Here is a 25749-nt window from a genome sequence, read left to right on the forward strand (position 1 = left end):
CGCTGTTCAGAGATCCGCAAGGCAAGAAGACGCCCAATGCCCAGGAAGTTTCTCGTCGTTGTGGACGATAGTCCCGAACTGGGCGCCGCCCTGGGTTACGCGTCCCGGCGCGCCAAATCGACCGGCGGGCGCGTGGTTCTGCTGCGGGCCCTGCCCGGCGGTTCGGACGAGCACTGGTCCGGCGTGCGCGACGAAATCCGCCGTCAGCAGCGCGAAGAGGCCGAAGCGCTTCTGGCCCGGTTGGGTGAGGAAGTGTCCCAAAAATCCGGGGCCGCTCCGGTCTTCCTGATCGAGGAAGGCAACCCTCAGGGCGCCATCCGCAGGGCGGTCGGCGCCGATCCCGACATCAAGATCCTCATCCTGGCGGCGGGCGTCGGTTCGCGCGGGCCCGGACCTCTGGTCTCGGCCGTGTTGAAGCAGGGCGGCGCCTTCACCGGACGAAAGCTGCCCGTGACCATCGTCCCCGGCGAACTGACCGAGGCGGACATCGAAGACCTGGCGTAATTCTAAGGGTCGCTATCGCTCGGCTCGCGGAGCCTCGCTGCTAGAGCGACGATTGGCGCATCACGCGCGGCCGCGGGGTCTTGAAGATGCCGCTCTGGGGGCGCATCTCCCGGCCATGTTCATTCAGACCGAACCCACGCCGAACCCCAATGTCCTGAAATTCCTGCCGGGCCGCGACGTGGCGCCCGAGGGCGTTCTGGAATACCGCACCATCGACGAAGCTGTGGCCTCGCCGCTGGCCGAAGCTCTGTTCGAGCTGGAAGGCGTCGAGGGCGTCTTCTTCGGGGCCGACTATGTCTCGGTCTCGCGCGGCGTTCAGGCCCCGGAGTGGAGCCAGATGAAGGCCCCGATCCTGGCCGCGATCATGGATCATTTCGTCTCCGGCGCGCCGCTGACGCGCGGCGTCGAGGCGGCGGCGGACGACACCAGCGAAGACAGCGAGATCGTCACCGAGATCAAGGGCCTGCTGGACAGCCGCATCCGCCCGGCGGTGGCCCAGGACGGTGGCGACATCCTGTTCGACCATTTCGACCTGGAAACCGGCGTCCTGCGCCTGAGGATGCGCGGCGCCTGCTCGGGCTGCCCCTCGTCCTCCGCCACCCTGAAGTCCGGCGTGGAACAGATGATGCGCCACTACATCCCCGAAGTGACCAGCGTTGAGCAGGTGATCTAAGCGAAGGGCGCTAGCGCTCGCGACGTGGTCGCTTGCCGCTTGAGCGCATCTTTGGGCGCTACCGCTCGCCGCGCGGCGGCTAGCTGCGTGAGCGCGCGCGAAGCGCCAGGCCGCGTCGGGTCGAGAAGGCGGAGCCTTCTGACCGCGGCCCACCGAAGAGCCGCGTCGGGTCGGGAGGTCCCGGAGGGCCGACGACCGCGGCCCAACAAGATGTTTCACATGAAACGCTATCGTCTTGAACGGGCCTGAGGCATGATCGCGGCATGGCCCGTTTCACCGCCGATGATGACGCCGAGGCCGAGGGCCGTGCTCTCGGCGAGGCCCTGTCCGCCCTGCGTCGCGAGCGGGGCCTGAGCCAGGCCGAGGCCGGCCAGAGGATCGGCATGACCAGCCAGGGCTGGGGCCTGTACGAGGCCGGTAAACGCCCCGGCCTGTTCCGCCCCGACGTTCAGCGCCGCCTGACCGGCGCCCTCGACGCCACGCCCGAAGATCTGGCGCTTCTGATGAGCGCGGCCCCCGCTCCCGCCCCTGCCCCAAGGCCCAAGGCCGCGTTCGATGGACTGGAAACGCGAGGTCGCGCCTTTGAGGCGGCGCCGGCCGACCCGCGGCGGCGGCTGCAGCTTTCGACCGACGACCTGGCCCCCTGGGCGGCGGCCGGCACGGTTCTGGAATATGCGCCCGGCCGTTGGCCGCGCCGCGATCAGGGCTGCGTCATCGAAATGGACGACGGAACCCTGCGAGCGCGGCTTTATGTGCGGTCGGACGAGGCGGAACTGGTGGTGCGCGGGGCCGGCGCCCTGCTGACCATCGAGCGGATTCCGCGCGCGCGGGCCCGGACGGTCGCGGCCGTCGTCGCGCGGCTGGACGACTGATGAAACTAAATAGTTGCGTTTCATTCGGGGTTGTGAAACCTTGTCGCCGCAACTCCGAGGGAGACGCCGCCCGTGCCTCGCCATACGCAGGATATCGACGCCGTCGTGGGCTTGCGGATGGCGGCGCGTCGTTCGGCCCTCGGCCTGTCGCAGACGGCGCTGGCCGCCGAACTGGGCGTCAGTTTTCAGCAGGTGCAGAAATACGAGAAGGGCGCCAACCGCGTTTCGGCCTCGCGCCTGCATCAGGCGGCGACGGCCCTGGGCTGTTCGGTGGCGGACTTCTTTCCGGCCCGGGCGAACGATCTCGACCCGGTGGCCGAACTGCGCGCCTTGACCGCGACGGCGGACGGGCGGGCGCTGGCGGAAGCCTTTCCCCGCATCAGCGACCCGGCGGTGCGCAAGGCCGTGACGCGGGTGGTCGAGGCGCTGGCGTCGGCCTGACGACGTCGATAGGAAGGCCGCGATGAGAGTTCTGATCGTGGATACGGCGCTGGGCGCCTGTTCGGCCTGCGTGGTCGAGGACGGGCGCGTGCTCGGCGTTCGTTCCGAGCTCATGACCAAGGGCCATCAGGAACGGCTGGCCGGGATGGCGCGCGACGCTGTGGCCGACGCATCGCGAGAGGGCGGCGGCGGTTTCGGCGCCCTTGATCGGATTGGCGTCACCGTGGGGCCCGGATCCTTCACCGGCCTGCGCGTCGGCCTGGCCTTTGCCCAGGGACTGGGCGCGGCGCTGGACCGTCCGGTCGTCGGCCTCTCGACGCTGGACGCCCTCGCCATGTCGATCAAGCCGGCGGGACTGGTCGCCGCCGTGATCGACGCGCGCCGGGGCCAGGTCTATGCGCGGCTGTTCCGCGACGGCCGTCCGATCGGAGGGCCTGAGGCCCTGTCGCTGGACGCTGCAGCGGAGCGCATCGCCGCTGCGGCCGGCGGCGCGCCGCCGATTCTGGTCGGGTCGGGTGCCTCGGTGCTGGTCGAGGCCTTCCCCGAGCGTCTGGGCGCCGCCGTGACCGCTCGCCTGCCCGCGCCGTCGCCCGAGGCCTTGGCCTATATGACCGCCATGGCCGATCCGGAGAGCGCCCCGCCCCGCCCCGTCTATCTGCGCGCGCCCGACGCCACCCCGCCCAGCCGCCTGCCGGGCCAGCCGCGCGCGCTCGCCGCCTCGTGACTGACGTCCTGGCCGCCATCCACGCCGAGGCCTTCGAGACGCCGTGGGACGCCGCCAGCCTGTCGGCCCTGTTGGCCTCGCCCGGCGTCTTCGCGGTGGAGGAAGCCGACGGTTTCATCCTGATCCGCGTCGTGGCCGACGAGGCCGAGATTCTGACTCTGGCCGTGCGGCCCGCCGCGCGGCGGGGCGGCGTGGGCGGGCGACTGGTCGAGGCCGCCGTGGTGCGCGCCGCCGCCCTGGGCGCCGAACGAATGTTCCTGGAAGTGGCCGCGGACAACGTCGCAGCCCGGGCCCTCTACGCGAGAATGGGCTTCGCCGAGGCAGGGCGTCGGCGGGGCTATTATGCGCGGTCGGATGGAAGCCACGAGGACGCCCTGATCCTGGCGCTCAACTTTACCGCGACGCTTCCATAAGTCGGCGGTCCAGCCTATCTTCCGGCGCATGGAACGGATCGAGAAACTTTGCGCCGACCGCGGCATGCGCATGACTGAGCAACGGCGCGTGATCGCCCGGGTTCTGTCGCAGGCCGAGGATCACCCTGACGTCGAGGAGCTGTATCGCCGCGCCTCGGCCATCGACCCGCACATCTCGATCGCCACCGTCTATCGCACCGTGCGCCTGTTCGAAGAGGCGGGCGTGGTCGAAAAGCACGACTTCGGCGACGGTCGCAGCCGGTATGAAGAAGCTGGCGACGATCACCACGACCATCTGATCGACACCAAGACGGGCGAGGTCATCGAGTTCTTCGACGCCGAGATCGAGCGTCTCAAGACCGAGATCGCCCGCAAGCTGGGCTTCGAACTGGTCGGCCACAAGCTGGAGCTCTACGGCCACGCCATCCCCGGCGCCGAGCCGAGCGAGCGCGAGGGGCTGATCTACAAGCGGCACGCCGCCCGCACCGAACCCGAACAGGCCGACGGCTGAAGCTGATCCCGGCCGGCCTGCCCGGGCTGCGCGCCTTGCCGTCGTCGGGTTCGGCGATCATAAGCCGGTCATGACTGACACCCTCGCAACGCCCATGGCAACGGCGGACGACGCGGCCCAGGCCCAGGGTCTGACCGGGTCGCCCAAACGCCTGTTCATCAAGACCTACGGCTGTCAGATGAACGTCTATGACTCAGAGCGCATGGCCGATGTCCTGCGCCCGCTGGGCTACGCCACGACCGACGCGCCGGAGGGCGCGGACTTCGTCATCCTGAACACCTGCCACATCCGCGAACGGGCTGCCGAGAAGGTCTATTCCGAGCTGGGCAAGTTGAAGCAGATGCGCGAGCGCAAGGTCGCGCGCGGCGACGGCGGCATGACCATCGCGGTCGCCGGCTGCGTCGCCCAGGCCGAGGGCGAAGAGATCATGAAGCGCCAGCCGGCGGTCGACCTGGTGGTCGGACCGCAGGCCTATCACCAACTGCCGGAACTGCTGACCCGGACGGCGCGAGCGCGTGGCGAGCGCATCGGCGCCGACTTCGCCCCGCACGAGAAGTTCGACGCCCTGCCTGCGATGCGCGGCGGCGAAGGACCGACCGCCTTCCTGACGGTGCAGGAAGGCTGCGACAAGTTCTGCACCTTCTGCGTCGTCCCCTATACCCGCGGCGCCGAGTGGTCGCGGCCGGTCGCGGCGGTGCTGGCGGAGGCCCGGTCCCTGGCCGACCGGGGCGTGCGCGAAGTCACCCTGCTGGGCCAGAACGTCAACGCCTATGACGGCGAGGGGCCGGACGGAAAACCCTTCACCCTGGCCCGGCTGGCCTACGCCCTGGCCGAGATCCCCGGCCTGGACCGCATACGCTACACGACCAGCCACGCCAACGACATGAGCGACGACCTGATCGCGGCCCACGCCGATCTGGACGCCCTGATGCCCTATCTGCACCTGCCGGTGCAGGCCGGGTCGGACCGGGTATTGCGGCTGATGAACCGCAAGCATGGGCGTCAGAAATACATCGACCTGATCGCCCGCATCCGGGCGGCGCGACCGGACATGGCCATCGCCGGAGACTTCATCGTCGGCTTCCCCGGCGAGACCGATCGGGACTTCGAGGACACGCTCGATCTGGTGCGCCAGGTCACCTATGCCGGCGCCTTCAGCTTCGTCTATTCGCCCCGCCCCGGCACGCCCGCCGCGACCATGGGCGGCCAGGTCGAAGAGGCCGTGGCGCTGGCGCGGCTTCACCGGCTTCAGGCCCTGCTGTTCGAACAGCAGACTGCGTTCAACGCCGCCCAGAAGGGCAAGACCCTGAACGTCCTGTTCGAGAAGAAGGGCCGGTATGACGGCCAGGCCATCGGCCGGTCGCCCTACTTGCAGGCGGTCCATGTCAACGGCGCGGATCATCTGCTGGGCCGGATCGTTCCGGTCGAGATCGTCAGCGGCGCCCAGAACAGTTTGAACGGGCGGTTGGCCCACACCGCTACTATTTAGAGCGGCTCGCTCACGGCGAGACTGCGATTTTTCACTGCGGCGTCCCTGAAGTAGTCTCGCCCCGCGAGCGAGACGATAGGGACCCAAAAAGGAACTTTGATGGCGCGAGAGTCCGAATTCCTGTCCCTGAGCGATCAGGCGCTGCGGGCCGTGATCGGTCCCAACAGCCGCCACGTCGCCCTGATCGAAGACGCCTTCAAGGTTCTGGTCGAGGCGCCGGGCGGCGGCGTGACGATCAACGGATCGGCGCGGGACCGGGCTCAGGCAAAGCGCGTCGTCGAGACCCTGGCCAAACGGGCCGATACGGGCGCTGAGATCACCGAGGCCGACGTGCGCATGGCGCTGGGCGCGGCGGCGTCGCAGCCGCGTCCCGATCAGGGGCGGGTCGTGCCTGACGCCATCGCCCTTCCGGTCGGTCGGCGCGGGGCCATCGCGCCCAAGACGGCGGCCCAGGCGCGCTATCTGGACCTGCTCAGCCGTTGCGAACTGACCTTCGGCGTCGGCCCGGCGGGTACGGGCAAGACCTTCCTGGCGGCGGCCTATGGCGCCAGCCTGCTGCGGCGGGGCCAGGTGGACCGGCTGGTCATCACCCGTCCGGCGGTCGAGGCGGGCGAGAAGCTGGGTTTCCTGCCCGGCGATCTGAACGAGAAGGTCGACCCCTATCTGGCCCCGATCTGGGAGGCGCTGAACGACATCCTCGGCGTCGATGACGTGCGGCGCCGTCGCGAGAAGGGCGAGATCGAAGCCGCCCCCATCGCCTTCATGCGCGGCCGCACGCTGAGCCACGCCTTCATCATCGTCGACGAGGCGCAGAACACCTCGCGGCTGCAGATGAAGATGGTCCTGACCCGTCTGGGCGAGGGCGCGCGGATGGTGGTGACCGGCGACCCGTCGCAGATCGACCTGCTGAACCCGCGCGATTCCGGCCTGCGTCACGCCCTGCGCATCCTGCAGGACGTGAAGGGGGTGGGGGTTCAGGCCTTCAAGGCGGAGGACGTGGTGCGCCACGCCATGGTCGAGCGTATCGTGCGCGCCTATGACGCCGATGCGGCCCGGGGGCGGCCCTCGCCCGATCTTGAGGATGACGAAGACTGATGATCGAGATCGAAGTCGAGGACGCGGCCTGGACCGCCGCCCTGCCCGAGACTGAAGCCGTGGTCCTGCGCGCGGCGACGGCGGCGCTGGGGGCGGTTGAGGGCGACGTGGTCGTCCTGCTTACCGACGACGCAGGCGTTCAGGACCTGAACGCCCGCTTCCGCGACAAGGATCGGCCGACCAATGTCCTGTCCTTCCCGGCGGCCGAGAGCGCCTTTCCGCATCTGGGCGACGTGGTGCTGGGTTTCGCCTATTGCGCCGCCGAGGCGCAGACGCAGGGCAAGACCCTGTCCGATCATCTGAGCCATCTGGTCGTCCACGGCGTGCTGCACCTGCTGGGCCGCGACCACGAGGACGACGCCGAGGCCGAGGAGATGGAGGCTGAGGAGCGCGAAATCCTGGCCGCGCTCGGCATCGCCGATCCCTATCAAGCCGAACATGAGGCCCAGGCATGAGCGAGCGTTTGTCGGCCCTGTGGGGGGGCGTGCTGACGAACCGCTGGGGCCGCATCGCCCTGGCTCTTCTGGCCGGCGCGGGCGCCGCCCTGGCGCACCCGCCGTTCGGGATTTTGCCGGGCCTCTTGGGCTATCCGCTGCTGATGCTGCTGACCGAGCGGTCGCGGACGGTGAAGGGCGGCTTCTGGGTCGGCTGGCTGGCCGGCTTCGCCTATTTCTTCATCGGCTGCTGGTGGGTGGCCGAGGCCTTCCTGGTCAACAAGGAGCAGGCCTGGATGGCGCCCTTCGCCGCCAGCCTCCTGCCCATGGGGCTGGGCCTCTTTTTCGGCGCCGCGACGGCCCTCTATCGCCGCTTCGCCCCGCGCGGCGCCGTGCGGCGGGTGCTGCTGTTCGCCGCCCTGTTCGCCTTGCTGGAGTGGCTGCGCGGCCATGTCCTGACCGGGTTCCCCTGGAACCCGACCGGGGCCAGTTGGCTGGCCGGTTCGGCCATGTCGCAGTTCGCCTCGGTGGCGGGCGTCTATGGGCTTGGCCTCGTCACGCTCGGGGCCGTGTCGGCGCTCGGACTTCTGGCCGACAGCGGGCTGCGTCGGCCGCGCCTGATCGCGGCCGGTCTGGGCGTCGTCGTTCTGGCCGGTCTGTTCGCCTTCGGGACCGTGCGGCTGGCGTCGGCGAAGCGCGTAGACGGACCAACGCTGGTGCGTCTGGTTCAGGCCGACATTCCGCAGGAATCGAAATGGTCGCCCGAGGCCTATCAGGCCATCGTCGACCGCTACGTGGCGCTTACGGCCCAGCCGGGGGCGGCCCTGCCTGACGTCGTGGTCTGGCCCGAAGGCGCCCTGCCCGCCACGGCCAACGACGTCTTCAACTCGTCCGACGCCCAGGCCATCGCCGGGGCGCTTCAGACCGGTCAGACCCTGCTGATGGGGATCAGCCGGGGCGAGGCGGATCCGACCGCCGAGGGCGGCGCCCGCTATTTCAACAGCCTGTTCGCCCTGCATGACGAGGGCGCGGCGGGGCTGAGGATCGGGGCCATCTACGACAAGCATCGTCTGGTGCCGTTCGGCGAATACCTGCCGCTGGGCCGTCTGATGAGCCAGATCGGCGTGCGTAGCCTGGTCCACGTTCCGGCCGACTTCAGCGCCGGGCCCAAGCCCGCGCCGATCAGCCTGGTCAACGCTCCGAAGGTCCAGCCGCTGATCTGCTACGAAAGCCTCTATCCGGGCTTTACCCCGGCCCGGGGCGCGGCGCGTCCGGCCTGGATCGTCAACGTCTCCAACGACGCCTGGTTCGGCGCCACCTCCGGCCCGCGCCAGCACCTGAATCTGGCCAGCTATCGCGCCATCGAGACCGGCCTGCCCATCGCCCGCGCCACGCCTACCGGCGTCTCGGCCATGATCGACCCCTGGGGACGCATCATCGACGGCAAGCGGCTGAATCCCGGCCATGCCGGCGTCATCGACGTGCGCCTGCCCGAACCGGCGGCGCCGACCCTCTACGGCCGCTGGGGCGACGGCCTGTTCGGCGGACTGCTGATCCTGATGCTGGCGGGCGGCGCGCCGTTCCGTCGCCAGAGACGGGCGTGACGGCGGGAGGTCGCGCGCCCGCCGGCGCAGCGGATCGGCGCCTGGACCGAAGACGGCGACCCCGCTGATCCGCTTTGACGAGGGCGCACGCCTGCCGCGCGAATTGTAATGACAGTGCTGGCTATCCGTCGCATTTCGGAACAATTGAGGGCAGGCGTTGATATGGACGAGAGCGGACGTATGGTCAGAGGCTCTGCAGAGGATGGTCCCCACCCGGTGGACCGGCACGTCGGGCGGCGGGTCTGCGAAAAGCGGATCGCCCTGGGCTATAATCAAAGCGATCTGGGCCGGGCCCTGGGCCTGACCTTTCAGCAGATTCAGAAGTACGAAAAGGGCGCCAACCGGATTTCGGCGTCCAAGCTTTGGGACATCGCCCGCTTCTTCAAGGTCGACATCAGCTACTTCTTCGAGGGGCTGACCTCGCTTCGGCCCGGAATGGCCGAGGACGAGGCGTCGCCCTTCGTGCATGACTTTCCGGCGACGCGTCAGACGATCGAGATGGGCCGTCTGGCCCCGCAGCTGTCGCTGCGACAGCAGAAGCTGATCCTGGACATGATGCGCGAGATGGCGGCCCGATCCGACGGGGACAAGGACTAGGGCTCACCCTCAGCCGGCTGGCATACGAAAAAGGCGCGGATCGCTCCGCGCCTTTCTGCTGTCCGGCGATCCGCGAGGATCAACCCGCCAGGGCGGCCTCCGAGGCGACGATGCGGCTGGCGGCGTGGACCACGGCGCCGATGCGCAGGGCGGCCTGGACCTGGACGTTGGGGACCGCGTGCTTGCGCAGTTCGCCTTCGTGAGCGTCGAGGCAGGCGCCGCAGCCGTTGATGGCCGAGACGGCGGTGGACCACAGTTCGAAGTCCAGCTTGTCGACGCCGGGGTTGGCGATGACGTTCATGCGCAGCTTGGCCGGCAGGGTCGTGTACTCGTTGTTCTTCATCAGGTGCAGCGAGCGATAGTAGATATTGTTCATGCCCATGATGGCGGCGGCGGCCTTGGCCGCGGTCATGGCCTCGGGGGTCAGGACGGCGGCGGCGGCGGCTTCAATGGCCTTGACCGCGGGGGCGACGCCGATGGCGTGAGCCGAGGCCAGGAAGCAGCCCCACTTCTGCTGGTCGTTCAGCACCGTCTCATTGGCCAGCGAGGACAGGTTCAGCGAGATGTCCTTGCCGTAGGCCGGGATCATTTCACGCAGGGCGTCGATCGACATGAGGAAGTCTCCGTAAAAGGGGGCCGACTGTCGGCCGGTGGCACAAAGGGCGCTGAAGCAACGCACTCAAAAACGCGCTCAAGTAGTCCGAAGGACGATAGCGCCCTAAAAAAGAAAGAGCGGCGACGGAGAACCGCCGCCGCCCCTTCATTCGGTCAGGTCGCTACGCTTACAGCGTGGCGCCGCCGACCGGACGGTTGCAGGCGCACAGTTCGTCGGTCTGCAGGGCGTCGACGACGCGCAGCGTGTCTTCCGGCGAACGGCCGACGTTCAGGTTGGTGACATAGACGTGCTGGACGACGTTGTGCGGGTCGACGACGAAGGTGGCGCGCAGGGCGACGCCGTTTTCTTCGTCCAGGATGCCCAGTTGGCGGGCCAGCTTGCCGCCGGTGTCAGCGAACTGCCAGATCGGCAGCTTGTTGAGGTCGGCGTGGTCGCGGCGCCAGGCCAGCTTGACGAACTCGTTGTCCGTCGAGCCGCCGAGGACGACGGTGTCGCGGTCCTCGAAGTCCTTGTTCAGGGCGGCGAAGGCGGCGATTTCGGTCGGGCAGACGAAGGTGAAGTCCTTCGGGTAGAAGAAGATGACCTTCCACTTGCCGTCGAAGCTGTCCTGAGTCAGCGTTTCAAACGCCGAGACGCCGTTTTCCTCGTGGTTGTTGAAGCCCGGCTTCACGCCAGTGATCTTGAATTCCGGAAGTTTTTGACCGACGCCGAGCATCGCGCTTCTCCATAAAGCTGGTTCAGAAAGGGGCCGGCGGATCGGGGAGCGACCCGCCGTGGGTCTCAGATGGGGCCTGGCCGACACGAAGTCAAATCGATCATTTTGCGAACTTGAATAGATTTGGGTTATGTCAAAGGCGACTTTGGCGGCTCCACCCGTGGTCGAAGCCGGCTCGAGGCGCGCAAGCCTAGCCGGGGCCTGATCCGCCGCCTCAAGACGGGCCGCGCCCTCCAGGTGCATGGGCGGGGCGGTCGGTTCTTCGCTCGCCTTCCTGCGGCCTTCGGCCACAGCGGCGCGGACCCGCCGGCGTCGGCCGCATAGACGCCGGGCTTGGCTATAAGGTCAGTCGATTGTTTTTGCTTTGGAGATAGTGAAAGCCTATTTGTTAGGGCTCGCTCCCGCCGCGCCAATGCGCCCGAAGGCTCCATGCTCCCCACCCTGCGTCAGCTCCAGTATCTGAAACTCCTGGCCGAGCACGGCTCGTTCAGCCGCGCCGCCGACGCCGCCCACGTCAGCCAGCCGGCCCTGTCCTCGGGGGTGCAGGAACTGGAACGAGTGCTGGGCGCCCCCGTGGTCGAGCGCACGCGCGGCGCGGTGCAACTGACCGCCGTGGGGGCCGAGGCGGTGCGCCGGGCCGAGGACGTCCTGGCCCGCACCGAAGACCTGGTCGAGGCGGCCAAGAACGCCGGCAAGCCCCTGTCGGGCCGGTTCCGCCTGGGCATCATCCCCACCGTCGCCCCCTTCCTGCTGCCCGCCGCCCTGCCCGGCCTGCGCGACAAATACCCGGCCCTGCGCCTCTTCATCCGCGAGGACCTGACCCCGCGCCTGGTCGCCGGGCTGAAGGCGGGGCAGCTGGACGCCGCCGTCATCGCCCTGCCCTACGACGCGCCGGGCATCGATCACGCCCGCATCGGCGACGACGAGATCCTGGCCGCCATCCCGGTGGCTCATTCCCTGTCGGGTTCGGGACCGATCCCCGAGGGGATGCTGAAATCCGACGACCTGATCCTGCTGGAGGACGGCCACTGCCTGCGCGATCAGGCCCTGGCGGCGGTCAATATCGAGGCTCCGCGCGGCGAGGACGTCTTCGCCGCCACCTCCCTGCACACCCTGGTGCAGATGGTCTCAGCCGGGCTGGGCGTCAGCTTCCTGCCGCAGATGGCGGTGCAGGCCGGTCTGGCTGACAACCCCGGCGTCGTGGTCCGCCCCATCTCCGCCGACGCCCCCCGCCGCGAGATCGTCGTCGCCTGGCGCGCCGGCTCCAGTCGCGCCGCCGAAGCCCGCCTGCTGGCTGAGGCGTTAAAGCTGGACTGAGCGACGAGGCGATCAGCCTTCGACGGCGTCCGATCGAGGCGGCCAGTCAATATCGGTTCGGTCCGGGCCTTGCCGACCGTTGGGCCAGCCGGTCAGGCGGTACATGGCGTTGGCGAGGTCATATACCGCTCCCTCCTCGACGGCCCAGCGATTGATAAAGCGATAGCCGTCGGGGCCATTGGCTTCGATCAGATAGACCACGCCGTCGACGCCCGACAGGCAGGAGTCCGGAGGCAGATCAAGAACGGCGCTGTTGCTGATGAGCGCGATGATCGAGGCCGCTTCCTCGTGTGAAAGGTCTCGAACCAGGTGATCGGGTCCCTCCTTCATATGAACCTGGCCGACATAGCGCGTTGCGGTCAGACGAGGGCTTTGCCCGTAGAGGTCATCGATCCGGACAACGAGGGGTTCGACAAAGGATGGCACGAAGGTGAAGCGGAGGGTGGTCTTTCCGTCGATCTTCGCGTTGTAAAGCGGCCGTTCACCAGCATTGCGAAGCGGACTAGCGAACCAGCTTTCGATTTCAGGGTCCAGAGGACGCGACCCGTCGCGAGCCTCGAATGAGCAAGGGTAGTTGGTCCGGTAGAGAGCGGGATCGAAATAGCTCTCGCGTTTGGAAGCCAGCAGCCCGGCAGCCAACGCAAAGCCAATAACCAGAACCGTTAGGCCAACACCGAGACCACGCATTCAGGAAACTCCTAGCTAGATGTTGGTGTTGAACCTCAAGCTAGGCGCTGCCGTGCTTAGATAGCAATGATCGGCAGCTATGAATTCCTCATCGACCCCGCGCCCAAACAAAAAGGCCGGCGGATCGCTCCGCCGGCCTTCTCATTTCAGACTTGAGCCAGAGACCTATTCAGCCTCGCCGCGCGCGAGGTTGCGCAGGACGTAGGGCATGACGCCGCCGGCCTTGAAGTAGTCCAGCTCGGTCTGGTTATCGATGCGGCAGCGGACCGGGAAGCGGGCCATCTTGCCGTCCGACGGACGGAACATCTCGACCCACAGGTCCTGACGCGGCTTCAGCTTGCCGATGTTGGCGTCGGTCAGACCGCGGATGGTGACGATCTCCTCGCCGGTCAGACCCAGCTTGTTCCAGCCGTCCTGTTTGAACTGCAGCGGAACCACGCCCATGCCGACCAGGTTCGAGCGGTGGATGCGCTCGTAGCTTTCGGCGATGACGGCGCGGACGCCCAGCAGGCGGGTGCCCTTGGCCGCCCAGTCGCGCGACGAGCCGGTGCCGTATTCCTTGCCGGCGAAGACGACCAGAGGACGGCCTTCCGACTGGTACCGCATGGCCGCGTCATAGATCGACATCGTGTCTTCCGAGGGGAAGTGCTTGGTGACGCCGCCCTCAATGTCCGGGGTGATCTTGTTGCGGATGCGGATGTTGGCGAAGGTGCCGCGCATCATGACTTCGTGGTTGCCGCGGCGGGCGCCGTAGCTGTTGAAGTCCAGGGCGTCGACGCCGTGGTTGGTCAGATAGACGCCGGCGGGCGAGGCCTTCTTGATCGAACCGGCCGGGCTGATGTGGTCGGTGGTGATCGAGTCGCCGAAGATGCCCAGAATGCGCGCCTCGACGATGTCGGTGACGGCCGAGGCCTCCATCGACAGGCCCTCGAAGTAGGGCGGGTTGGCGACGTAGGTCGACTTGTCGTCCCACTCATAGGTCTGGCCGCCGGTGACCTTGATGGCCTGCCAGTGCTTGTCGCCCTTGAAGACGTCCTTGTAGCGCTTGGCGAACATGGCCGGGGTGACGGACTTCTTCTGGATGTCGGCGATCTCCTGCGAGGTCGGCCACACGTCCTTCAGGAAGACGTCGTTGCCCTTCTTGTCCTGACCGATCGGCTCCTTGGTGATGTCGATGCGCATCGAACCGGCGATGGCGTAGGCCACGACCAGCGGCGGCGAGGCCAGGTAGTTGGCCTGGACGTCCGGGTTCACGCGGCCTTCGAAGTTGCGGTTGCCCGACAGGACCGAGGTCGCGACCAGGCCGTTGTCGTTGATCGCCTTCGAGATCGCCGGGTCCAGCGGGCCCGAGTTGCCGATGCAGGTGGTGCAGCCATAGCCGACCAGGTTGAAGCCCATCGCATCCAGGTCTTTCTGGAGGCCGGCGTCGGTCAGATAGTCGGTGACGACCTGCGAGCCGGGGGCCAGCGAGGTCTTGACCCAGGGCTTGACCTTGAGGCCCAGCGCGTGGGCCTTGCGCGCCACCAGACCGGCGGCGATCAGGACGCTAGGGTTGGAGGTGTTGGTGCAGGAGGTGATGGCGGCGATGACCACGTCGCCGTCGCCGACGGTGAACTTCTGGCCGTCGACCGAGACGCGCTCGGCGTCGACAGCGCGGCCGAAGACGTCGGCCAGGGCGGTCTGGAAGGCCGGGGCGGCGGTGGTCAGTTCAACGCGGTCCTGCGGACGCTTGGGACCGGCCAGCGACGGCACGACCGTCGAGATGTCCAGTTCCAGAACGTCGGTGAAGACCGGGTCTTCCGAGGTCTCGTCGATCCACAGGCCTTGCGCTTTGGCGTAGGCTTCGACCAGGGCGACGCGCGCCTTTTCGCGGCCGGTGGCGGTCAGATAGTCGATGGTGGCGCGGCTGACCGGGAAGAAGCCGCAGGTGGCGCCGTATTCCGGGGCCATGTTGGCGATGGTGGCCTGATCTTCGATGGTCATGCCGACCAGGGCGTCGCCGAAGAACTCGACGAACTTGCCGACCACGCCCTTCTTGCGCAGCATCTGGGTGACGGTCAGGACCAGGTCGGTCGCGGTCGCGCCTTCCGGCATCTTGCCCGACAGTTTGAAGCCGATGACTTCCGGGATCAGCATCGGGATCGGCTGGCCCAGCATGGCCGCTTCAGCCTCGATGCCGCCGACGCCCCAACCCAGGACGGCCAGGCCGTTGATCATGGTGGTGTGGCTGTCGGTGCCGACGACGGTGTCGGGATAGGCGACGGTCTTCTTGCCTTCGTCCAGGGTCCAGACGGTCTGGGCCAGGTTCTCCAGGTTCACCTGGTGGCAGATGCCGGTGCCGGGGGGGACGACGCGGAAGTTGTTGAAGGCCGACGAACCCCAGCGCAGGAAGTTGTAGCGCTCGATGTTGCGCTCATACTCGCGCTCAACGTTCTGGCCGAAGGCCTTGGCGTCGCCGAAGTGGTCGACCATGACCGAGTGGTCGATGACCAGGTCGACGGGGACCAGCGGGTTGATCTTGGCGGCGTCGGCGCCCAGCTTGGCCATGGCGTCGCGCATCGCGGCCAGGTCGACCACGGCGGGAACGCCGGTGAAGTCCTGCATCAGCACGCGGGCCGGACGGAAGGCGATCTCGTGCTCGACGGCGCCCTTGTTCTCGATCCAGGCGGCGACGGCCTTCAGGTCGTCTTCGGTGACCGAGACGCCGTCTTCGTTGCGCAGCAGGTTCTCGAGAAGCACCTTCATCGAGCGCGGCAGGCGGGAAATCCCGGTCAGACCGGCTTCCTCGGCGGCGGGAAGGCTGTAATAGGCGTACTTCTTGCGCCCGACGGCGAGATCCTGGCGGGTCTTGAGGCTGTCAATCGACGGCATGGAGAGGTCCTCTGACTAACGCCGCCCGACAATTCGGTTGCGCCTTCGCGCGCTGTACGCCGGGGCGCACAGGTCCCAGGCGCGCGCGGCGAAAGCCTGCTGCGGCGCTTGCGCGTATAATCCTCGCCGCGCGGATCGTCCATGTATCCACAACGTGGTCGTGGACATTGAGAGGGGTTCGCAAATCGGCGGGGTCATGCTGAAGGCGGTCGACATCCAGTCCCTGAGCCTGTCGCGCGGCGAGCGTGTCCTGTTCCAGGGCCTGTCGCTGCGCCTTTCGGCGGGCGCGGCCACAGCCCTGACCGGCGCCAACGGGGCGGGCAAGACCAGCCTGTTGCGAGCCGTGGCGGGCTTCATCCGGCCGGATGCCGGGGCGATCACATTCTCCGGCGCGGACGGTACGGAGCTGGATGCTGAGACGGCGCGCGAGGGCGTCCATCTTTTGGGCCACCTCGAAGGCCTGAAACCGACGCGGACGGCGCGGCAGGAATTCGATTTCCAGACCGACTGGCTGGGCGGGGACGACCCGGGGCGCGAGGCGGCGATCACGCGCCTGTCGCTGTCGCCCCTGCTGGATCTGGAGACGCGCAAGCTGTCGGCGGGCCAGAAGCGCCGCCTGTCGCTGGCGCGATTAGTCGCCGCGCCGCGCGCCCTTTGGCTGCTGGACGAACCCCTGGCCCCGCTGGACGAGCGCTGGCGGGCGGTCGCCGCCGAACTGATGGCGGCGCATCTGGCGGCCGGGGGGATGATCCTGGCGGCGGTGCACGATCCCCTGCCCGTCCCGGCGCGCAATCTGGATTTGGGAGATTTGGCGTGAGGGCCGTGCGCGTCCTGTTCGGCCGAGAGCTGTCGCTGGCCTGGGGCGGCGGCGGCGGGCCTTTGCTGGCCTGCGGCTTCATGCTGTGCCTGACCGCCATCCTGCCGCTGGCGGCGGGCGGCGATCCGCGTGTTCTGGCCCCGGCGGCCTCGGGCGCTAGCTGGATGGCCCTGGCTCTGGCCTCGCTGCTGTCGCTGGAGCGGCTGTTCGAGCGCGATCTGGAGGACGGGGCGCTGGACCTCTTGGCGCTGGGCCCCCTGCCCTTGGAGGCGACGGTGGCGATCAAGGCCCTGGCGCAATGGCTGGCGACGGGCCTGCCGCTGGCCATCGTCGCGCCGGTCGCAGCCCTGGCCCTGGGCCAGCCGGCCTCCCTGATCGGCCTGACGGCGCTGGCGGCGGCCATCGGCGGCCTGGGCTTCGCCTTCACCGGGGCTCTGGGCGCGGCCCTGGCCCTGGGGGCCAAGCGCGGCGGTCTGCTGATCGCCGTGGTGGTGCTGCCGCTGTTCATTCCGCCGGTGGTGTTCGGCGCCGGCGCCCTGACGCGGGCGGCCCATGGGCAGGACCCGCTGTCGGCCCTGGCCCTGCTGAGCGCCTATGTTCTGTTCGCCATCGTCATCGCGCCTCTGGCCGGGGCTGCGGCGGTCCGCAACGCCCAGAGCTAAGACGCGTCGGACACCTCTCACTACCGCTCATCCCGGCGGGAAACGAAATCTAGCGCGGTTTCAGCGTGACGTAGAGGGCGCCGTCGCCGCCGTGGCGGCGGTGGGCCGAGGCGAAGCCGGACACCACGCCGCGCAGGTTCGGTCCGGTCAGCCAGTCATGCACCGAGCTGCGGATCACCCCGCCGCCGCGCCGCCCTTGGCCGGTGATGACCAGAACCGAGCGCAGGCCGCGCATCTGGCAGCTGATGAGGAAGCCGCGCAGCTGGTCCTCGGCCTCGAACCGGCCGAAGCCGTGCAGGTCGATGCGGGCCTCGATCGGATCGCGTTCGCGCGACAGGCGGCGCTGGCGGCGCGGCTCCAGCTCCTCGGGCGTGGGTCGAGCGCGGCTCGGAGCTGGCTTGACGGGGGCGATGACGCCCAGAGCCTCGAAGGTCGGCGTCTGATCGACGGGCGGCGCATTGCGCTTCTTGCCGGCGACGCCGCGTGCGGGCTTGGCCGCAGCCGAGGCCGGGACGGGCGCCGTTTCAGGATCAGGCACAACCGCGCCGGGGGTGACGCGGGCGGCCTTGCGGCGCGCAGGCGGGGTCACCGTGCCGGTGACGCGGGCCCAGATGCGTTTGTCGTCGTCGGAAGAGGCGGGCGGGCCTTTTCGGGCCACCTCAGTCCTCGGAGTCGAAAGCGTCGCCCAGATCGGACCCTGGACCCGGCTCGTGGGCCAGCAGGTCGCCAGGCTGGCAGTCCAGTTCGCGGCACAGGGCGTCCAGGGTCGAGAAGCGCACGGCGCGCGCCTTTCCGGTCTTTAGGATCGACAGATTGGCCACAGTCACGCCGACGCGGTCGGCGAGTTCCGTCAGCGACATGCGCCGTTCGGCGAGGATTCGGTCGAGTTGGACGCGGATGGCCATGGGATGAGCTTAGCGTTTCGGGATCAGATCGTCAGTTCGGATTCGCGGCGCAGGCGCGCCCCTTCGCGGAACACCTCCGCCAGAACGAAGACGACGAGGACGGAAAAGAGGGGGGTGAGCAGGTCGCTGATCCCTTGCGGCTCCATGACGCCGGGGGCCAGCCGGGCGGCGACCAGGCCTTGCGTCAGCCAGACGCCGCCGGTCACGACCGCCAGGATCAGACCGATCTGGCGCAGGCGGCGCACGTTTTCGGGCTGGAAGGGATCGCCCAGCGTCAGGGTGCGGAAGATCTTGCGCAGGCCGCGCAGGATCATCAGGAAGCCCCCGAAATAGGCGGTGATCGCCCCGAGGCCGAACAGCAGCAGGGGGCGAGTCAGCGGCATCTGCCGGCCGTCGGCGCCGTCGCTGACGGTCAGATTCAGATGGTCGATGGGAATGAAGATGGAGGCGACCCAGAGCAGCAGCAGCAGGCCGGTGATCAGGGCCAGAAGGACGTAGGCGACGTCCAGGGCGATCTTCAGCAGGCTGGACACGGAGCCGGGGCCGAGCGTGCGCAGGTTGGCGCCGGTCAGGCGCGGCGCACGAATCCCGATGGAAACCAGTTTCGGGAGGCGCATGAAGTCAGGTCTCAAGCCGGTCGTTCAGGCGGCGATCGCCGCGCGGGGTCCGGCGAACCCTCACGCGGCGCTATTCTTCGCGGTCTTCATGTCGATCGTCAAAGCCTCCATGCGATCGAAGTCGTGATCCGGAGTCGGATCACAGGCTCTGGATCAGCATGGCGACGGCGGCGGTGGGCAGGGCGGCCAGCAGAAGGGCGTTGAAGAAGCCGTGGCCGACGCGGTCCATCCAGATCGAGGTTTTCATCGCTTGCATCGTATCTCTCCGTGATTGCACGATTTTCGTGCGTTTCTGTTGTGTCGCTGGGTGAACGTTGCGTCTTTATCGCTTCGTTTGAACGGTGCGACCCCCGTTCTTGAGATTGAAGATAGGGGCGACCTCGTCGAAAAGCACGTTACATATCGTTTAACGATGTTAAACTTCCGCAATGCATCGGACGGGACTAAGGTGGCCTGATGAATCTCAAGCTGATCAAAGGGATGCGGCTGGTGGCCGCGACCCACAATCCGGGCAAGGCGCGCGAGATCGAAGCGCTGCTCGACGGAAATTACAGGATCGTCACGGCCGGCAGCCTCAACCTGCCCGAACCGGACGAGACCGAGAGCACATTCGTGGGCAACGCCATGCTGAAGGCCCGCCATGCGGCCGAGGCCTCGGGCGAGGTCTCGCTGGCCGACGACTCCGGCCTGTCGGTCGCGGCCCTGGACGGGGCGCCGGGCATCTTCTCGGCGCGCTGGGCGGGGCCGGGCAAGGATTTCGCCCTGGCTATGAAGAAGGTCGAGGAACGGCTGGAGGAGATCGGCTCGACCGATCGCCGCGCCTGGTTCACCTCGGCCCTCGCCGTGGCCTGGCCCGACGGCCCCTGCGTGGTGGTCGAGGGCCGCCTCGACGGGGACCTGGTCTTCCCGCCGCGCGGCGACCGGGGCTTCGGCTATGATCCGATCTTCCAGCCCGACGGCTCGGACCTGACGTTCGGCGAGATGGACCCGGCCCGGAAGGACGTGATCAGCCACCGCGCCCTCGCCTTCGCCCGGCTCAAGGCGGCGCTGATTGACTGAGGCCCCGCCCTCTACGCTGGTCCCTCAAGCAGCCGCCTTCCGCGAAGGCGGCGATAGGGCCCCCAAGGATGTGGCGCTTTATGTCCACTGGCCCTACTGCGCCCGCATCTGTCCCTACTGCGACTTCAACGTCGTGCGCGACCGGGGGCGGGTGGAGGAGCAGGCGGGGCTGGTCCAGGCCATTCTGGCGGACATGGAGGCGCAAGGACGGCTGGTCGGGCCGGGCCGCCTGGCCTCGATCTTCTTCGGCGGCGGCACGCCTTCGCTGATGCCGCCCGAGGCCGTGGCGGCGGTGATCGAACGAGCCAAGGCGCTGTTCCCTCCCGAAGGCGAGATCGAGATCACGCTGGAGGCCAACCCCACCGACGCCGAGGCCGGCCGCTACGCCGCCCTGGCCCAGGCGGGGATCAACCGGCTGTCGATGGGGGTGCAGTCGTTCGACGACGCCGCGCTGAAGTTTCTCGGCCGCGACCATTCGGCGGCGGAGGCCCGGCGCGCGGTTCAGACGGCGGCCCAGGCCTTCCCGCGTCTGTCCATCGACCTGATCTACGCCCGGCCGGGGCAATCCGTGGCCGACTGGACGGCGGAACTGACCACGGCGCTGGACCTCGGCTTCGAACACGTCTCGCCCTATCAACTGACCATAGAGCCGACGACGGCCTTTGGCCGGGCCTTGGCGCGGGGTGCGCTGACCCCGCCCGACGCGGATCTGGCCGCTGCCCTCTATGAAGCCACCCAGACTGTGCTCGAGTCCGCCGGGTTCGAGGCCTATGAGGTGTCCAACCACGCGCGCGACGTCGCCGCCCGCTCAAGTCACAACCTGCATGTCTGGCGCGGCGGCGACTATCTGGGTCTGGGCCCCGGGGCCCACGGGCGGCTGACCCTGGCCGGGGGCCGCACCGCCACGGTCGCCCATCGCCGCATCGCCGACTATGTCGCCGGCGTCGCCGCCGGGACGCCCTGGGCCGAGCGCGAGACGCTGGATCCGCAGGGCGCCGCCGAGGAGCTTGTCCTGCTGGGGCTGCGCACCGTCGAGGGCGTGCCGCTGACGACCCTGAAGACGCTCGGCCTGTCGGATCAGGCTGGCGCGCTCGCTGACCTGATCGCCGACGGCTTCCTGCGGTTTGACGGGGGTCGCGTCGCCGCCACGGCGACCGGCCGTCCGGTGCTGGACGCTGTGCTGCGCGCCCTGCTGACCTAGACACCCGGCCTAGACCCGGAAGGCGCAGGCTGGCAGGGTCCCGCCGATGTCAGACGCCTCGCTCTTCCCGCCGACCGCCCCGCCCGCGCGCTCCGTCGCGCCCGGCCTCTATCTGGTGGCGACGCCCATCGGCAATCTGCGGGACATGACCCTGCGCGCTCTGGATGTTCTGGCCGCCGCCGACCTGGTCCTGGCCGAGGACACCCGCGTCACGGCCAAGCTGCTGACCGCCTATGGCTTGAAGGCCAAGCTGGAACGCTGCGATGACCACGCCTCGGCGCGCGCCGCCGAGATCGCCATCGAGCGGCTGAAGGCCGGCGAGGTGGTGGCCCTGGTCTCCGACGCCGGCACGCCCCTGGTGTCGGACCCCGGCTATGTCGTGGCCCGCGCCGTCATCGCCGAGGGCCTGCCGGTCCACCCCATCCCCGGCGCCTCCAGCCTGCTGGCCGCCCTGTGCCTGGCGGGCCAGCCCGCCGACCGAGTGATGTTCGCCGGCTTCCTGCCGCCCAAGTCGGGGGCGCGAAAGACCATGCTGGAGGAACTGCGCACCGGGCGTCAGACCCTGGTCTTCTTCGAGAGCGGTCCGCGTCTGAAGGACAGCCTGACCGACATGGCCGAGGTGTTGGGCGACCGCCCCGCCGCCGTCACCCGCGAACTGACCAAGCTCTATGAGGAGGCCGTGCGCGGCACCCTGGCCGAACTGGCCGTCAACCCGCGCTGCGACGCGCCCAAGGGCGAGATCGTCATCGTCATCGGCCCCGGCGAGGCCGAGGTCGCCAGCGCCGCCGACGCCGACGCGGCCCTGACCGAGGCCATGACCCGCCTGCCGCCCGGCGAGGCCGCCGCCGAGGTGTCCAAGGCGCTCAACCTGCCCAGAAAGCCCCTCTACAAGCGGGCGCTGGAAATGCAGGGCCGGGGGTGAAGCCCCGCCTGCGGCCCCCGCCGTCGCCGCCTCGGCCCAAATCGGGCTGGCGTCAGGCGCTGGGCGGGCGGTCGCATCGCGAGGGCCACGGCGCCGAATGGACCGCCGCCTTGTGGCTGATGCTCAAGGGCTATCAGATCCTGGCCTTTCGCCTGAAGGGCCGGGGCGGCGAGATCGACATCCTGGCGAAACGCGGCCGCACCCTGGCGGTGGTCGAGGTCAAAAGACGCCGCACGATCGACGCGGCCATCCTGGCGCTCGGGCCGGAACAGCACGGTCGCCTGGTCGCCGCCGGGCTGGCCTTAGCCCGTAGCCGCCCCTCGCTGCGGGGGCTGATCCTGCGGATTGATATGGTGGCGCTGGCTCCCGGACGATTTCCGCGTCATCTTCGCGCAGTGACGACGACAGGAACGGACATCACGTGACCCGCGAGGAAGCGGAGATCATTCTGACCCAGGCGGGAACCGCCGAGGACGACAGCTTTCCGCTGCTCGAATGCGCTATCGCCTGCGCCATTCACGACTATCCGTTCCGCGATCCCGAGCCCGTCCGCCTGCTGGCCGACCAGGCCGCTCAGAGGGTCCGGGAGCGGGGGGCCAATGAAAGCCCGGACGACGCCCTGGCCGAGACCATGGCGTCGGACCTGCGGCTGAACGGCGACCTCTTGAACCACGAGCATCCGGCCAACACCGACGTCATCGACGTGGCCGAGCGGCGGCGCGGTCTGTCGGCGGCCCTGGTGGTCTTTTATCTCGACGCCGCGCGGCGCGCGGGGCTGAAGGCGGCGGCGGTGGACTTCCCCGGCCACGTCCTGCTGCGGGTCGAAACGCCCGAGGGGCCGGTGGCGCTGGACCCCTTCAGCCAGGGACGCCTGGTCCTGCCTAGCGAGTTGACGCGACGGGCGTTGCTGGCGGGGCTGACGCCGCACGTGGCCGACCGACTGGACCTGCTGATGGCCCCGGTCAGCGACCGTCAGGCCCTGATCCGGTTGCAGAACATCCTGTTCGTCCGAGCGCTGAGCATTGAGGACTACGAAGGGGCCGAACGTTCGGCGTTGCGGCGCGCCCTGCTGGACCCCGAGGATCACCGGCCCTGGCTGGACGTCGCCGCCGCGCGCGAGAAGCAGGGCGCTCTGACCGGCGCGCTGGAGGCCCTGTCGCGGGCGCGCCTTCTGGGCGATCCGGCGGACGCCCATCGCGCCGGCATGGACCGGATGCGGTTGCGGTTGAACTGAGACGGCTGAGAAGGCAGGTCGGCGGGAAAGACCGGGCGCGCCCTTGCGTCAGGGCCTGTCGCCGCGCATCTGCAACGCTCTGACGTCGCGAAAGGACATCATGCTCAAGGTCGCCATCCAGATGGATCCGCTCGAGGCGGTGAACGTCGAGTCCGACACCACCTTCCTGATGGCCCTGTCGGGTCAGGCGCGCGGCTACCAGCTGTGGATCTACGACTTCCGCACCCTGGCGCTGGAAGACGGCCGCCTGTTCTGCCGCGCCCGGCCGGTGACGGTGAACACGGTCCAGGGCGAGCACGCCGACTTCGGCCCCGAGGTCGTCCTCGACCTCGCCGAGGACGTGGATGTCATCCTGATGCGTCAGGACCCGCCCTTCGACATGGCCTATGTCACCGCCACCTATCTTCTGGAGCGGGTGCATCCGAAGACCCTGGTGGTCAACAATCCGGCCGAGGTGCGCTCGGCGCCCGAGAAGTTGATCGCCACCCTCTTCCCCGGCCTGCAGCCGCCGACCCTGGTGTCGTCGGACCCGGTGGCCCTGGTCGACTTCCACCGCCGCCACGGCGACGTGGTGCTCAAGCCCCTGCACGGCGCCGCCGGCTCGGGCGTGGTGCGGCTCAAGGCCGACGATCCCAACCTGGAAGCCCTGATCGAGATCCACGCCGCCGGGTCGCGCGATCCGCTGGTGATCCAGAAATTCATCCCGGCCGTCGCGGCGGGCGACAAGCGCATCATCCTGATCGACGGCGCGCCGGTCGGCGCCATCAACCGCATCCCGGCCAAGGATCAGGTGCGCTCCAACCTGCGCGTCGGCGGCACGGCGGCGCCGGTTGAACTGACCCTCCGCGACCTCGAGATCTGTGCCGCCATCGGCCCCTATCTGAAGGAACGCGGCCTGGTCTTCGTCGGCATCGACGTGATCGGCGACTATCTGACCGAGATCAACGTCACCTCCCCCACCGGCGCCCAGCAGTTGCTGAAGTTCTCGGGCGTGGATGCGACGGCCCTGATGTGGGACGTGATCGAGCGCAAGAAGCGCGAGGCCGCCTAGGCGCTCAAGCCTGCCGTAACGCTGCTCTTGCAGTGGACGATGGTTCGTGATTTGTTCTCCTTCGGGCAGAGGGAGAGAACGCATGGTCGCGCGGGTGGTGACGGTCGCCTTCGACGGGGTCGAGGCGCGACGGGTCGACGTCGAGGTGCAGCAGGTGGCGACGCCCGCCGGGGCCTTCGCCATCGTCGGCCTGCCGGACAAGGCGGTGGCCGAGAGCCGCGAGCGGGTGCGCGGGGCCTTCGCCGGCATCGGCCTGGCCCTGCCGCCCAAGAAGGTCATCGCCAATCTGGCGCCCGCCGACCTGCCCAAGGAGGGCAGCCATTTCGATCTGCCTATCGCCCTGGCCCTACTGGCCTCCATGGGGGTGATCGCGCCCGACGCCCTGGACGGCTGGGCGGCGGTCGGCGAACTGGGGCTGGACGGCCAGATCGCGGCGGTGGGCGGAACCCTGCCCGCCGCGATGGCGGCCGGGGCCATGGGACTGGGCCTGATCTGCCCTGAAGCCAACGGGCCGGAAGCCGCCTGGGCCGGCGACACGGCTATCCTGGCGCCCCGCTCCCTGATCGGCTTGATCAATCATTTCCGCGGAACCCAGGTGCTGCGCGCGCCCGAGCCCGGCCCGGTGACGGCAGGCGGCGCCGTGCCCGACCTGCGCGAGGTCAAGGGCCAGGAAAGCGCCAAGCGGGCGCTGGAGATCGCGGCGGCGGGCGGCCACAACCTGCTGTTCATCGGCCCGCCCGGCTCGGGCAAGTCGATGATGGCCCAGCGCCTGCCGGGCCTGCTGCCGCCGCTGACGCCGCAGGAACTGCTGGAGACGTCGATGGTCTGGTCGGTGGCCGGCCTGATCCAGCGCGGCGCCCTGACCCGCGACCGGCCCTTCCGCTCGCCGCACCATTCGGCGTCGATGGCGGCGCTGACCGGCGGGGGCTTGCGGGCCAAACCGGGCGAGGCCTCGCTGGCGCACAACGGCGTCCTCTTCCTCGACGAACTGCCGGAATATTCGGCCCAGGCGCTGGACAGCCTGCGTCAGCCGCTGGAGACGGGCGAGATCGTGGTGGCGCGGGCCAACGCTCATGTCCGCTATCCGGCGCGGTTCCAGTTGGTGGCGGCCATGAACCCCTGCCGCTGCGGCCTCGGCGGATCGGGGCGCGGCGCCTGCGGCAAGGCGCCTCGGTGTCAGCGCGACTATCAGAACCGCATCTCCGGCCCGATGTTCGACCGCATCGACCTGACGGTCGAGACCCCGCCGGTGACCGCCGCCGACATGGCCCTGCCGCCTCCCGCCGAAGGCACGGCCGAGGCCGCGATCCGCGTGGCGACGGCCCGCGCCCAGCAGGAAGAGCGCGTCCGCGCGGCCGGCTTTGATCCCGACAAGGCGCGCGATCAGGGCATCAACGCCCGCGCCTCGGGCGAGACCCTGGACCGGTTCGCCACGCCGGACGATGCGGGGCGGGCCCTGCTGATGCGGGCGGGCGAGGCTGGCGGGCTGACCGCGCGCGGCTGGACCCGGACCCTGCGGCTGGCGCGCACCATCGCCGATCTGGACGGTTCCACCGGGGTGATGCGCCGCCACGTCGCCGAGGCTCTGATGTATCGCCGTACGACCGTCGGCGCCCAGGGCGATTTCGATCGTCAGACCGCGCACCGCAGCGAGACGCCCGCCTTCTGAAGCCAGAAATCCTCATTCGGCCACGCTTAACCCTTGGGCGCTAGGATCG

General features: G+C 68.9%; 29 protein-coding genes. 22 read left to right on the forward strand and 7 right to left on the reverse strand.

Annotated features, from left to right (window positions below; all coding sequences use genetic code 11):
* Nucleotides 1-36: 36 nt before the first annotated feature.
* The 12 genes from AC1DJ5_RS11455 (at nucleotide 37) to AC1DJ5_RS11510 (ending at nucleotide 9357) form a co-directional block, all read left to right on the forward strand.
* Nucleotides 37-504 carry a universal stress protein gene (locus AC1DJ5_RS11455; protein ID WP_477020664.1) on the forward strand — a complete coding sequence of 156 codons (468 nt, stop codon included), beginning with the start codon at nucleotides 37-39 and terminating at the stop codon, nucleotides 502-504.
* Between the two features lie 115 nt (nucleotides 505-619).
* Complete coding sequence (locus tag AC1DJ5_RS11460; RefSeq protein WP_477020665.1) at nucleotides 620-1177, forward strand: NifU family protein; 558 nt, start codon at nucleotides 620-622, stop codon at nucleotides 1175-1177.
* 263 nt (nucleotides 1178-1440) lie between these two features.
* Entirely contained in the window at nucleotides 1441-2049 is a 609-nt protein-coding gene (locus tag AC1DJ5_RS11465; protein WP_477020666.1) for a helix-turn-helix transcriptional regulator, read from the forward strand.
* A gap of 72 nt (nucleotides 2050-2121) precedes the next feature.
* A complete protein-coding gene (locus AC1DJ5_RS11470; RefSeq protein WP_477020667.1) occupies nucleotides 2122-2490 on the forward strand; it encodes a helix-turn-helix domain-containing protein in 369 nt (122 codons plus the stop codon).
* A gap of 22 nt (nucleotides 2491-2512) precedes the next feature.
* Nucleotides 2513-3214, forward strand: a complete 702-nt coding sequence (gene tsaB / locus AC1DJ5_RS11475; protein ID WP_477020668.1) for a tRNA (adenosine(37)-N6)-threonylcarbamoyltransferase complex dimerization subunit type 1 TsaB — start codon at nucleotides 2513-2515, stop codon at nucleotides 3212-3214.
* Complete coding sequence (rimI, locus tag AC1DJ5_RS11480) at nucleotides 3211-3627, forward strand: ribosomal protein S18-alanine N-acetyltransferase (protein WP_477020669.1); 417 nt, start codon at nucleotides 3211-3213, stop codon at nucleotides 3625-3627. Before tsaB ends, rimI begins: the two co-directional genes overlap by 4 nt.
* A 28-nt stretch (nucleotides 3628-3655) precedes the next feature.
* Nucleotides 3656-4138, forward strand: coding sequence for a Fur family transcriptional regulator (locus tag AC1DJ5_RS11485; RefSeq protein ID WP_441455227.1), 483 nt, complete (start codon nucleotides 3656-3658; stop codon nucleotides 4136-4138).
* A gap of 94 nt (nucleotides 4139-4232) precedes the next feature.
* Nucleotides 4233-5627 (forward strand): tRNA (N6-isopentenyl adenosine(37)-C2)-methylthiotransferase MiaB, encoded by a 1395-nt coding sequence (gene miaB, locus AC1DJ5_RS11490; RefSeq protein WP_477020717.1) that lies wholly within the window; start codon nucleotides 4233-4235, stop codon nucleotides 5625-5627.
* Between the two features lie 99 nt (nucleotides 5628-5726).
* Nucleotides 5727-6722 carry a PhoH family protein gene (locus AC1DJ5_RS11495; protein WP_441455228.1) on the forward strand — a complete coding sequence of 332 codons (996 nt, stop codon included), beginning with the start codon at nucleotides 5727-5729 and terminating at the stop codon, nucleotides 6720-6722.
* A complete protein-coding gene (gene ybeY / locus AC1DJ5_RS11500; protein WP_477020670.1) occupies nucleotides 6722-7177 on the forward strand; it encodes an rRNA maturation RNase YbeY in 456 nt (151 codons plus the stop codon). Before AC1DJ5_RS11495 ends, ybeY begins: the two co-directional genes overlap by 1 nt.
* Nucleotides 7174-8760: an apolipoprotein N-acyltransferase gene (gene lnt / locus AC1DJ5_RS11505; RefSeq protein WP_477020671.1), complete on the forward strand. Its 1587-nt coding sequence runs from the start codon at nucleotides 7174-7176 to the stop codon at nucleotides 8758-8760. The genes ybeY and lnt overlap by 4 nt, the downstream gene beginning before the upstream one ends.
* A gap of 180 nt (nucleotides 8761-8940) precedes the next feature.
* Nucleotides 8941-9357, forward strand: coding sequence for a helix-turn-helix domain-containing protein (locus tag AC1DJ5_RS11510; RefSeq protein WP_441455232.1), 417 nt, complete (start codon nucleotides 8941-8943; stop codon nucleotides 9355-9357).
* Between the two features lie 79 nt (nucleotides 9358-9436).
* On the opposite strand, the gene ahpD is transcribed toward AC1DJ5_RS11510, so the two are convergent.
* Both ahpD and AC1DJ5_RS11520 read right to left on the reverse strand, forming a co-directional pair.
* The gene (gene ahpD, locus AC1DJ5_RS11515; RefSeq protein WP_441455233.1) at nucleotides 9437-9970 is read right to left on the reverse strand and encodes an alkylhydroperoxidase, AhpD family; all 534 of its coding nucleotides are present in this window, start codon (nucleotides 9968-9970) and stop codon (nucleotides 9437-9439) included.
* 169 nt (nucleotides 9971-10139) lie between these two features.
* Nucleotides 10140-10688 carry a peroxiredoxin gene (locus tag AC1DJ5_RS11520; protein ID WP_477020672.1) on the reverse strand — a complete coding sequence of 183 codons (549 nt, stop codon included), beginning with the start codon at nucleotides 10686-10688 and terminating at the stop codon, nucleotides 10140-10142.
* Nucleotides 10689-11117: 429 nt separating this feature from the next.
* Here AC1DJ5_RS11520 and AC1DJ5_RS11525 point away from each other — a divergent pair, with 429 nt between their 5' ends.
* On the forward strand, nucleotides 11118-12005 hold the full coding sequence (locus AC1DJ5_RS11525) for a hydrogen peroxide-inducible genes activator (RefSeq protein WP_477020673.1): 888 nt from the start codon (nucleotides 11118-11120) through the stop codon (nucleotides 12003-12005).
* Between the two features lie 12 nt (nucleotides 12006-12017).
* On the opposite strand, the gene AC1DJ5_RS11530 is transcribed toward AC1DJ5_RS11525, so the two are convergent.
* Together AC1DJ5_RS11530 and acnA are read right to left on the reverse strand one after the other, a co-directional pair.
* Complete coding sequence (locus tag AC1DJ5_RS11530) at nucleotides 12018-12692, reverse strand: hypothetical protein (protein ID WP_477020674.1); 675 nt, start codon at nucleotides 12690-12692, stop codon at nucleotides 12018-12020.
* Between the two features lie 165 nt (nucleotides 12693-12857).
* A complete protein-coding gene (gene acnA, locus AC1DJ5_RS11535) occupies nucleotides 12858-15563 on the reverse strand; it encodes an aconitate hydratase AcnA (protein ID WP_477020675.1) in 2706 nt (901 codons plus the stop codon).
* A gap of 196 nt (nucleotides 15564-15759) precedes the next feature.
* Here acnA and ccmA point away from each other — a divergent pair, with 196 nt between their 5' ends.
* Both ccmA and ccmB read left to right on the forward strand, forming a co-directional pair.
* Nucleotides 15760-16380, forward strand: coding sequence for a heme ABC exporter ATP-binding protein CcmA (gene ccmA, locus AC1DJ5_RS11540; RefSeq protein WP_477020676.1), 621 nt, complete (start codon nucleotides 15760-15762; stop codon nucleotides 16378-16380).
* Nucleotides 16377-17042: a heme exporter protein CcmB gene (ccmB, locus tag AC1DJ5_RS11545; protein WP_477020677.1), complete on the forward strand. Its 666-nt coding sequence runs from the start codon at nucleotides 16377-16379 to the stop codon at nucleotides 17040-17042. The genes ccmA and ccmB overlap by 4 nt, the downstream gene beginning before the upstream one ends.
* 49 nt (nucleotides 17043-17091) lie before the next feature.
* Here the strand turns inward: ccmB and AC1DJ5_RS11550 are convergent, their stop codons facing one another.
* From AC1DJ5_RS11550 to AC1DJ5_RS11560, 3 genes are read right to left on the reverse strand one after another with little or no spacing between them, the layout of a single operon-like run.
* A complete protein-coding gene (locus AC1DJ5_RS11550; RefSeq protein ID WP_477020678.1) occupies nucleotides 17092-17700 on the reverse strand; it encodes a Smr/MutS family protein in 609 nt (202 codons plus the stop codon).
* A gap of 1 nt (nucleotide 17701) precedes the next feature.
* A complete protein-coding gene (locus AC1DJ5_RS11555) occupies nucleotides 17702-17947 on the reverse strand; it encodes a helix-turn-helix domain-containing protein (RefSeq protein ID WP_441455242.1) in 246 nt (81 codons plus the stop codon).
* A 23-nt stretch (nucleotides 17948-17970) separates the two neighbouring features.
* Nucleotides 17971-18564: a DUF2975 domain-containing protein gene (locus tag AC1DJ5_RS11560; protein ID WP_441455243.1), complete on the reverse strand. Its 594-nt coding sequence runs from the start codon at nucleotides 18562-18564 to the stop codon at nucleotides 17971-17973.
* Nucleotides 18565-19020: 456 nt separating this feature from the next.
* Here AC1DJ5_RS11560 and rdgB point away from each other — a divergent pair, with 456 nt between their 5' ends.
* From rdgB to AC1DJ5_RS11595, 7 genes are all read left to right on the forward strand, one after another.
* Nucleotides 19021-19623: an RdgB/HAM1 family non-canonical purine NTP pyrophosphatase gene (rdgB, locus tag AC1DJ5_RS11565; RefSeq protein WP_477020679.1), complete on the forward strand. Its 603-nt coding sequence runs from the start codon at nucleotides 19021-19023 to the stop codon at nucleotides 19621-19623.
* Between the two features lie 16 nt (nucleotides 19624-19639).
* Nucleotides 19640-20824 carry a radical SAM family heme chaperone HemW gene (hemW, locus tag AC1DJ5_RS11570; RefSeq protein ID WP_477020718.1) on the forward strand — a complete coding sequence of 395 codons (1185 nt, stop codon included), beginning with the start codon at nucleotides 19640-19642 and terminating at the stop codon, nucleotides 20822-20824.
* 46 nt (nucleotides 20825-20870) lie between these two features.
* Nucleotides 20871-21746: a 16S rRNA (cytidine(1402)-2'-O)-methyltransferase gene (gene rsmI, locus AC1DJ5_RS11575; RefSeq protein WP_477020680.1), complete on the forward strand. Its 876-nt coding sequence runs from the start codon at nucleotides 20871-20873 to the stop codon at nucleotides 21744-21746.
* Nucleotides 21743-22171: a YraN family protein gene (locus AC1DJ5_RS11580; RefSeq protein WP_441455246.1), complete on the forward strand. Its 429-nt coding sequence runs from the start codon at nucleotides 21743-21745 to the stop codon at nucleotides 22169-22171. The genes rsmI and AC1DJ5_RS11580 overlap by 4 nt, the downstream gene beginning before the upstream one ends.
* Entirely contained in the window at nucleotides 22168-22980 is an 813-nt protein-coding gene (locus tag AC1DJ5_RS11585; RefSeq protein ID WP_477020681.1) for a SirB1 family protein, read from the forward strand. Before AC1DJ5_RS11580 ends, AC1DJ5_RS11585 begins: the two co-directional genes overlap by 4 nt.
* A 100-nt stretch (nucleotides 22981-23080) precedes the next feature.
* Entirely contained in the window at nucleotides 23081-24031 is a 951-nt protein-coding gene (gene gshB / locus AC1DJ5_RS11590; protein ID WP_477020682.1) for a glutathione synthase, read from the forward strand.
* A gap of 82 nt (nucleotides 24032-24113) precedes the next feature.
* On the forward strand, nucleotides 24114-25700 hold the full coding sequence (locus AC1DJ5_RS11595) for a YifB family Mg chelatase-like AAA ATPase (RefSeq protein WP_477020683.1): 1587 nt from the start codon (nucleotides 24114-24116) through the stop codon (nucleotides 25698-25700).
* Nucleotides 25701-25749: the final 49 nt, after the last annotated feature.

This window comes from Brevundimonas sp. 01N35 (assembly GCF_056399785.1).